11 protein-coding genes and 1 tRNA gene are annotated in these 7,619 nt (G+C 68.4%); 5 read left to right on the forward strand and 7 right to left on the reverse strand.

Annotated features, from left to right (window positions below; all coding sequences use genetic code 11):
* Positions 1-66: 66 nt before the first annotated feature.
* Positions 67-141: transfer RNA gene (locus VJS38_RS09730), tRNA-Gly, on the forward strand.
* A gap of 77 nt (positions 142-218) precedes the next feature.
* On the opposite strand, the gene VJS38_RS09735 is transcribed toward VJS38_RS09730, so the two are convergent.
* Positions 219-554 carry a hypothetical protein gene (locus VJS38_RS09735; protein ID WP_324087955.1) on the reverse strand — a complete coding sequence of 112 codons (336 nt, stop codon included), beginning with the start codon at positions 552-554 and terminating at the stop codon, positions 219-221.
* 150 nt (positions 555-704) lie between these two features.
* Here VJS38_RS09735 and VJS38_RS09740 point away from each other — a divergent pair, with 150 nt between their 5' ends.
* Both VJS38_RS09740 and VJS38_RS09745 read left to right on the forward strand, forming a co-directional pair.
* Positions 705-1,016: a cysteine rich repeat-containing protein gene (locus tag VJS38_RS09740; protein WP_324087956.1), complete on the forward strand. Its 312-nt coding sequence runs from the start codon at positions 705-707 to the stop codon at positions 1,014-1,016.
* 95 nt (positions 1,017-1,111) lie between these two features.
* Entirely contained in the window at positions 1,112-1,681 is a 570-nt protein-coding gene (locus VJS38_RS09745; protein ID WP_324087957.1) for a DUF4337 family protein, read from the forward strand.
* Positions 1,682-1,719: 38 nt separating this feature from the next.
* On the opposite strand, the gene VJS38_RS09750 is transcribed toward VJS38_RS09745, so the two are convergent.
* A complete protein-coding gene (locus tag VJS38_RS09750) occupies positions 1,720-2,307 on the reverse strand; it encodes a CC0125/CC1285 family lipoprotein (protein ID WP_324087958.1) in 588 nt (195 codons plus the stop codon).
* A 229-nt stretch (positions 2,308-2,536) separates the two neighbouring features.
* Between VJS38_RS09750 and VJS38_RS09755 the strand changes: the two genes are divergently transcribed.
* Positions 2,537-2,740, forward strand: a complete 204-nt coding sequence (locus VJS38_RS09755) for a KTSC domain-containing protein (protein ID WP_324087959.1) — start codon at positions 2,537-2,539, stop codon at positions 2,738-2,740.
* A 97-nt stretch (positions 2,741-2,837) separates the two neighbouring features.
* Here the strand turns inward: VJS38_RS09755 and VJS38_RS09760 are convergent, their stop codons facing one another.
* The 5 genes from VJS38_RS09760 to VJS38_RS09780 form a co-directional block, all read right to left on the reverse strand.
* Positions 2,838-4,064, reverse strand: coding sequence for an argininosuccinate synthase (locus VJS38_RS09760; protein WP_324087960.1), 1,227 nt, complete (start codon positions 4,062-4,064; stop codon positions 2,838-2,840).
* A 64-nt stretch (positions 4,065-4,128) separates the two neighbouring features.
* Positions 4,129-4,470 (reverse strand): hypothetical protein, encoded by a 342-nt coding sequence (locus VJS38_RS09765; protein WP_324087961.1) that lies wholly within the window; start codon positions 4,468-4,470, stop codon positions 4,129-4,131.
* Positions 4,471-6,390 (reverse strand): potassium transporter Kup, encoded by a 1,920-nt coding sequence (locus tag VJS38_RS09770; RefSeq protein ID WP_324087962.1) that lies wholly within the window; start codon positions 6,388-6,390, stop codon positions 4,471-4,473.
* Positions 6,391-6,718: 328 nt separating this feature from the next.
* Entirely contained in the window at positions 6,719-7,072 is a 354-nt protein-coding gene (locus tag VJS38_RS09775) for a type II toxin-antitoxin system PemK/MazF family toxin (RefSeq protein WP_324087963.1), read from the reverse strand.
* The gene (locus VJS38_RS09780) at positions 7,069-7,293 is read right to left on the reverse strand and encodes an antitoxin MazE family protein (protein WP_324087964.1); all 225 of its coding nucleotides are present in this window, start codon (positions 7,291-7,293) and stop codon (positions 7,069-7,071) included. The genes VJS38_RS09775 and VJS38_RS09780 overlap by 4 nt, the downstream gene beginning before the upstream one ends.
* Positions 7,294-7,380: 87 nt before the next feature.
* On the opposite strand from VJS38_RS09780, the gene VJS38_RS21000 reads away from it, so the two are divergent.
* Positions 7,381-7,619 (forward strand): helix-turn-helix domain-containing protein (locus VJS38_RS21000; protein WP_414692430.1); only part of this gene is annotated, 239 nt, incomplete at its 3' end.

Genomic DNA, 7,619 nt, shown 5'->3' on the forward strand with positions numbered 1-7,619 from the left:
TTGCCCTCTGCCATAAGCCGCCCTCTCGAATTCGGGGCGCGGCCGGACCGGCCAGCTTCGAGGAGTGCGGGCGTAGCTCAGGGGTAGAGCACAACCTTGCCAAGGTTGGGGTCGGGCGTTCGAATCGCCTCGCCCGCTCCATTCGGGAACACCCCCCAAGACGCCGTCCTTCGGGGCGGCGTTTTCGCGTTTGGGGGCAGGCTGATCGGCCGCGAGGCTCAGACGAACCAACCGTCCGTCGCGATCGCGGGGACGGTCCAGCCGGCGGGCGCATAGGCCGCCAAAGCATCCTGATTGGCCGCGATGTCGTAGATGCCGGAGGCGGCGGAGACGTCGATCGCCAGCGCGACCGCCAGGATGGCGACGCCGGTCTGCAGAGGCGCGCGCGGGCTGGGCCGCATCAGCGGGCCCGGATCGGCGGCGGCGCCGTCAGCGAAGGCCGGTAGGGCCGGGTAGGACCACCAGCGGTCGGGCGCCTGGCCGCGGCCCTCGCGCCAGGCGGCGAGGAAGAGGCCCATGACCGCCAGGCTGCAGACCCAGAGCAACACAGCCACAACCCCCTCCAGCCAGACCGGTACGACCATAGGGTATGACCGCCGTTTGGAACAATGATATGCGACCGTTGCGCGCGGTCGGCGCGCGCACGCTACTACCCAGGATGGCCCGTTCCGGGTCCGGCGCGGGCGATGCATATGGAGGTTGCAATGACGCCTCAGATTTTGCGGGTCCGGCGCGCCGCCCGATTCGCCGTCGCCGGCGGCCTGACGCTCGGCCTCATGACCGGCGCGGCGGCGGCCCAGCCTATGGGGATGGGCGGCGGCGGCGAGGAGGGCATGCTGCGGCAGGCCTGTTCCGGCGACGTCCAGACTCTGTGCCCGGGGATCCAGCCGGGCGGCGGCAAGCTCAAGCAGTGCCTGCGCGAACACGCCGACAAGGTCTCGCCCGGCTGCAAGGAGGCGATGCGGGCGGCCAAGACCGAACGCGGCGCCGAGAAGACGAAGCCCGCGCCCCCTTGAAGCTTCGGCCGGGCGACGGGGCGGTGGACAGCGGCGGCCGGCCTGGGGCAGGAGGCGAAGGTCGTCCTGCCTTTTTCGCCGAGCCCTGACCCGCCGTGACCCACGACCCCGCCCTCGACGCCCACGAGCATCGCGAACACGCCGAGCACGCCGCCCACGCCAAGGACGGCTTCATCTCGCGCGTCTCGATCACGGTGGCCGCGCTGGCGGTGCTGGCCGCCTCGGCGGGCAGTCTCGAGACCGTCGAGGCGAGCGGCGCGATCACCAGCGCCAGCGAGGCGGTGCTGGCCCAGGACAAGGCGACGGACGCCTGGAACGAGTACCAGGCCGATAGCCTGAAGAAGCACATCTACGGCATCGCCGCCGGCGCCGGCGGCCCGAAGGCGGACGGCTACCAGGCCGTCGCCGCAGCGCAAGGCGCCAAGCAGGCGCAGGTCCACCGTCAGGCGCAGGGCGACGAACTGGAGCGCGACCGGCTGATGGCCGCAAGCCGCGTTCACGAGCGGCGCCACCACTGGCTGACGATCGCCTCGACCTTGCTGGAGATCGCCATCGCCATCTGCACGGTGGCCATCGTCACCCGGCGCGGGGCGTTCTGGGCCGGCTCGCTGGCCCTGGGCGTCGCCGGCGTGGCCGTGGTCTCGGCGACCTATCTGCTGCTCTGAGGCGTCAGCGGAGGCGAACGCGCCCCCGCCGCCGCCTTCTATTTCTTCGCCTCCGGATACTTGATCCGCGGCTGCAGGTTGGCGACGACCTGCCGGGCGTCGAAGGCCCGTGGGTCGTCGGCGGGCTTGGGCCCCTTGCCCATGTAGATCTCGGCCGCGGCCTCGTACTTGTCGATCGTGCGCACGTCGATGCTGTCGGCCCAGAAGGGCCCGCCCCAATACGGGTCCCAGGTATGCCAGCCCGGCCCAGCGCCCCAGTAGCGCCAGTAGGGACGCCAATAGCCGTAACCCGGGCCGTACCACGGCGAGTAGAACGGGTCGGGATCGACGTAGGTGGTGGTCTTGCGATCGGTGTTGCGGTCGACGATCGAGAACCAGTCGAAGCCCTGCTGGGTGGTCAGCTCCGCGGCGCGGAACAGCAGATAGCCCTCGACCGTCTCGCGCGAGGTCAGGCTGTTGCCGGCGAAGGTGACGCGCCAGCGGTTCGGCTCGATGCGGACCTCAGAGTAGCCCCCCGAAGTCTGCTGGCCCGGAATATTCGGCTGGTACGGCGTGGGCGTTGCGCAGCCCGCGAGCGCGGCCGCCAAGGCCACGGTCAGGGCCAATGCGGCGGATCTCTTTGCCATTTGTGGTTCCGATAAACACGAGGAGGTCCCTCGAACTTAAGCTATGCCGACTGACACTTGACCGCAATTGCGCTCGCCGCCGCCGGCATTGGACTCAAACGTTAGAGTCCCGGCCTTTCCGGCGGGTTCAGCCGCACAAAATAAGTTGCGCGCGGCGCGCTCCGGCCGCCGTTGGCGCGGCGGAACCTCGGCCCTGGGTTCGGGCGTTCGAGCGACGAAGGGGGCGGCCATGCTCGTCGACTCCAGCGCCATCCGCGCCATCGACTACGACCGTGGCCGGCGGCGGCTTCAGGTGACCTTCGTCAGCGGCGACCGCTACGTCTATCGCGGCGTCCCGGGCGAGGTGCACCGCGCCTTCTGCGAGGCGGAGTCGAAGGGCCGCTTCTTCCAGGCGAAGATCCGCGACCGCTATCCGTATGCGCGGTTGAACTAGCCCTGTCGAACGCCCCCTCCGTCTCGCCTTCGGCGATCCACCTCCCCCGCACGCGGGGGAGCTGTCAGCGAAGCTGACTGAGGAGGCGTGGCCGGTGTCACCCCCGCCGGTCGCGGTTGGCCAGCACGCGCAGGCGCAGGGCGTTGAGCTTGATGAAGCCCGCCGCGTCGCGGTGGTCGTAGGCCACGGCGCCCTCCTCGAAGGTCACCAGCTCCTGATCGTACAGCGAATAGGGGCTGGTGCGGCCGGTCACGGTGACGTTGCCCTTGTAGAGCTTCACCCGCACCTGGCCGGTGACCATCCCCTGGGAGTGGTCGATCGCCGCCTGCAGCATCTCGCGCTCCGGCGAGAACCAGAAGCCGTTGTAGATCAGGCTCGCGTACTTCGGCATCAACTCGTCCTTGAGGTGCATGGCCCCGCGGTCGAGGGTGATGCTCTCCATGCCCCGGTGGGCGGCGAGCAGGATCGTCCCGCCCGGCGTCTCGTAGACGCCGCGCGACTTCATGCCGACGAAGCGGTTCTCCACCAGGTCCAGGCGGCCGATGCCGTTGTCGTGGCCGAGCTGGTTCAGCCTGGTCAGCAGCGCGGCCGGCGAGAGCTTCTGGCCGTCGACGGCGACGGGATCGCCCTTCTCGAAGTCGATGGTGATGACGCTCGCCCGGTCGGGCGCGGCTTCCGGCGCGATGGTCCGCTGATAGACCATCTCCGGCGCCTCGAGCGCCGGATCCTCCAGCACCTTGCCCTCGGAGGAGGAGTGCAGCAGGTTGGCGTCGACGCTGAACGGGCTTTCGCCCACCTTGTCCTTGGCGATCGGGATCTGGTGCTGCTCGGCGAAAGCCAGGAGAGCCTCGCGGCTCTTGAAATGCCACTCCCGCCAGGGCGCGATCACGCGGATGTCCGGCTCCAGCGCATAGTAGCCGAGCTCGAAGCGGACCTGGTCGTTGCCCTTGCCGGTGGCGCCGTGGCAGACCGCGTCGGCGCCGACCTTGCGGGCGATCTCGATCTGCTTCTTGGCGATCAGCGGCCGGGCAATCGAGGTGCCGAGCAGGTACTGGCCCTCGTAGACGGTGTTGGCCCGGAACATCGGGAAGACGTAGTCGCGGACGAACTCCTCGCGCAGGTCCTCGATGAAGATGTTCTCCGGCCTGATGCCCAAGAGCTCGGCCTTCGCACGCGCCGGCTCCAGTTCCTCGCCCTGGCCGAGGTCGGCGGTGAAGGTGACCACCTCCGCCCCGTACTCGGTCTGCAGCCACTTCAGGATGATGGAGGTGTCGAGGCCGCCGGAGTAGGCGAGCACGACCTTCTTGACGGGCTTGTCGGCCATGGGGATCAGATCCTGAAGTCGAGAGAAAGTTCCGCGCGCCTTTAAGGGCGCCCAGGCGACAGGTTCAAGACTTAAGCCGGCCTTCGCGCTCCAGAGCCGCCATCCCCGCCCCCAGCCAGCGCAGGTGCAGGAGCGCGAGCAGCGAGGCTGAGACCGCGCGGACGCCGAACAGGATGAACGCCAGATCCGGCTCGGCGCGCCAGGTGCGGGCCGACATCGCGAACCACAGGCTGAGCGCGAACGCGGCCCCCGGCAGCGCCCAGACCGCCAGCCCGCGCGGCAGGCGCGCGCCCATCACCGGCGGCCTGACGCCGGCCGGGATCCGCCGCCAGGCCTGACGCGAAGCGCTGAACATGATGCTGAGCGCCAGCACCCAGAGCGCGTCGCCAACGTAGATCCACACCATCTAGACCGTCACCTGGGCGCCCATCTCCACCACCCGGCCGGGCGGGATCCGGTAGAAGTCGGTGGGGTTGGCGGCATTTTTCATGAGGAAAATAAACAGCTTGTCCTGCCAGAGCGGCATGCCCGAGGTGGCCGAGGGGACGACCGAGCGCCGGCCCAGGAAGAAGCTGGTCGCCATGATGTCGAACTTCAGCCCCATCTTGCGGCAGAAGCCCAGCGCCTTGGGCAGGTTCGGGCTCTCCATGAAGCCGTAGGCGATGATCAGCTTCTTGAAGTCGTCGTTCACCGGCTCGATCCGGATGCGGTCCTCGTCGCGCACCCTGGGCGTCTCGGCGGTGACGAGCGTCAGCACGATGTTCTTCTGGTGCAGCACCTTGTTGTGCTTGAGGTTGTGCATCAGGGCGACCGGGGCGGTGTCGGGGTCCGAGGTCAGGAAGATCGCCGTGCCCGGCACGCGGTGCGGGGCGCGGGCCTTGAGGATCTCCGACAGCTCGGCGAGCGGCACGCTGTCGCGCCGGGTCTTCTCGCCGAGGATCTGCGTCCCCCGCGTCCAGGTCCACATGATCACCACCAGGCCCGCGCCCAGCGCCAGGGGCAGCCAGGCGCCGTGGAAGAACTTCAGGAGGTTGGAGGTGATGAACACCACGTCGAGCACGCCGAAGCCGGCGCTGGCCAGCACCGCGACCCAGAACGGCTTCCTCCAGAAGTGCTGGACGATGACGAAGAACAGGAGGGTGTCGACGAACATCGCCCCGGTGACGGCGATGCCGTAGGCCGAGGCCAGGTTGGACGAGGAGCGGAAGGTGATCAGCAGCGTCATCACCCCGATCATCAGCAAGGTGTTGACCTGCGGCACGAAGATCTGGCCCGCCTGGGTCTCCGAGGTGCGGCGGATGTCGATGCGCGGGAAGAGGCCGAGCTGCACCGCCTGCTGGGTCATCGAGAAGGCGCCGGTGATCACCGCCTGGCTGGCGATGATGGTGGCGACCATGGCCAGCAGCAGCACCGGCCAGTACACCGCGTCCGGCACCATCCGATAGAACGGCTCGACGGCGTGGGCCGGATGGCGCAGCACCAGCGCCCCCTGGCCCAGATAGTTCAAAAGCAGCGCCGGCAGCGCCATCGCCAGCCAGGCGGTCTGGATCGGCCCGCGGCCGAAATGGCCCATGTCGGCGTAGAGCGCCTCCGCCCCGGTCACCGCCAGGAAGACGCTGCCCAGGATGATGAAGCCCAGAAGGCCGTTGTCCAGCAGGAAGACGATCCCGTAGTGCGGCGAGAGCGCCCGGAAGATCGAGGGGGCGTCGGCGATGTGGTAGACGCCCAGCGCCGCCAGCACGACGAACCACAGCGCCATGATCGGCCCGAAGAACTTCGCCACGTTGGCGGTGCCGCGCGACTGCACCACGAACAGGGAGACCAGGATCGCCGCCGAGATCGGCAGCACCAGCTGGCCGACGCCGTGCGGCGCGCCCGGCGCATCGCGCACCCCCTCCACCGCGCTCAGCACCGACATGGCCGGGGTGATGATGCCGTCGCCGTAGAACAGCGCCGCGCCGACTACGCCGATCAGGAACACCCCGCCCGAGCGCGCCGGCAGCGAACGCTGGGCCAGCGCCATCAGCGCCAGGGTGCCGCCCTCGCCCTTGTTGTCGGCGTGCATCAGGAAGACGACGTACTTGACGGTGACGATCAGCACCAGCGCCCAGGTCACCAGCGAGACCACGCCCAGCACCGCCACCTCCGGGCCGATGCCGGCGCGGGTGTGATGCAAGGCCTCGCGCATGGCGTAGAGCGGGCTGGTGCCGATGTCCCCGAAGACCACGCCGATCGAGCCAAGCACCAGCGCCCAGAAGCCCTCGTGCCGGGCCTCGCCCTGCGGCTCTTCCGCCGCAAGCGGCGCGACGCTGGCCTGGTCAGCCATCCAAATCTCCGGGACCGCCACGCACAGGCCCCTCCGCTCAGCGCCCGCCGCTGTCCTTGGGCGCGATACAGAACTTCCCGCCGAGGTTCAATTGCGGGCGGCGGTGCGGGTTCCCAGGATGGGCGGCGGCGGGGCTAGCCGGAGACTCGGGATGGCCGTCGCGAGTGCAACGTTCCGCGACCGCTGGTGCTCGACCCAGACCGAGGTGTCGCCAGGAGAGTCGGTGACAGGATACCTATCTCCCAGATACCGCTCCCAGCACGGACGCGCATCGCGAAGGTTTGGGAACTGGAGCCAATCCAACTTCCGTTCGTCGTAGCAGCCTGCGCTATTCGCGATGGCGGGACCTTGGAGAAACCGCGAGCCCCAAGAAGACTAGCATCGCCTGGTTGAGGCGCAGAATGTCTTCGTCATCTAATCGACCGATACGCGCGCCGGCCTTGGACTTCGGAACCGTGGTGATCTTGTCCACCATCAGTCTGCAGGTGGCGCGTAAGCCGTTGCGTTCGCTGGGTTCCACTGGAAGACGGAAGAGGGGAGCTTCGGTTTCGTCTGTGGTGAAGGCGCAGATGGTGATCGAATCGGTGGCGTCGAAGCTGTTTTCCTGCACGACGACGACCGGACGGGGCTTGCCCGCATAATCCTTGCCGCCGGCCACGGTCCAGATCTCGCCGCGCCTCATTCAGCATCCCAGTCCGAAGCGGCGTCGATGAACGCCTGATCGTCTTGGGCGTGAGCGCTTGCCGCGACCGCCAGCGACTGGCGATGCGCCTCCGATTGGAAGGTCGCTGCGCGCACATCAGGGACCCAAATCTGGATCGGGCGAAGACCTTGCGATCGCAATCGCCGACGATGTTCCTCCACCTTGAGGCGCGAGGAGGTTGGCTTCGAAGCCGGCGACATGGCAAGACTCCGCGCGGTTACATGTAACCTAGCCGGTTTGAGGGGCGACGTCCAGCGCCGCTGGCGCCGGTGTCGGTAGCACACGGTATGTCCGGTTTTCGTAGCAGACGATTTGTCCGGTTTGGCCTGAGGGGCCGGCCGGGGGATCGGGATGCGACCGGAGGTGCGCATGGCGCGCTATTTGGGGCTTTGTCGAGGTATCGTGCTGGGGCGTTCAGCTGCGTGGAAGCGGCGGAGTTCCTGGGGTTGAGCGAGCGGCATTTTCGCCGTCTGCGGGACGTCTACGAGGCGGAAGGGGCCGAGGGGCTGATCGACAAGCGGCGCGG

It is taken from the genome of Phenylobacterium sp., assembly GCF_035276905.1.
Taxonomy (GTDB): Bacteria; Pseudomonadota; Alphaproteobacteria; order Caulobacterales; family Caulobacteraceae; genus Phenylobacterium.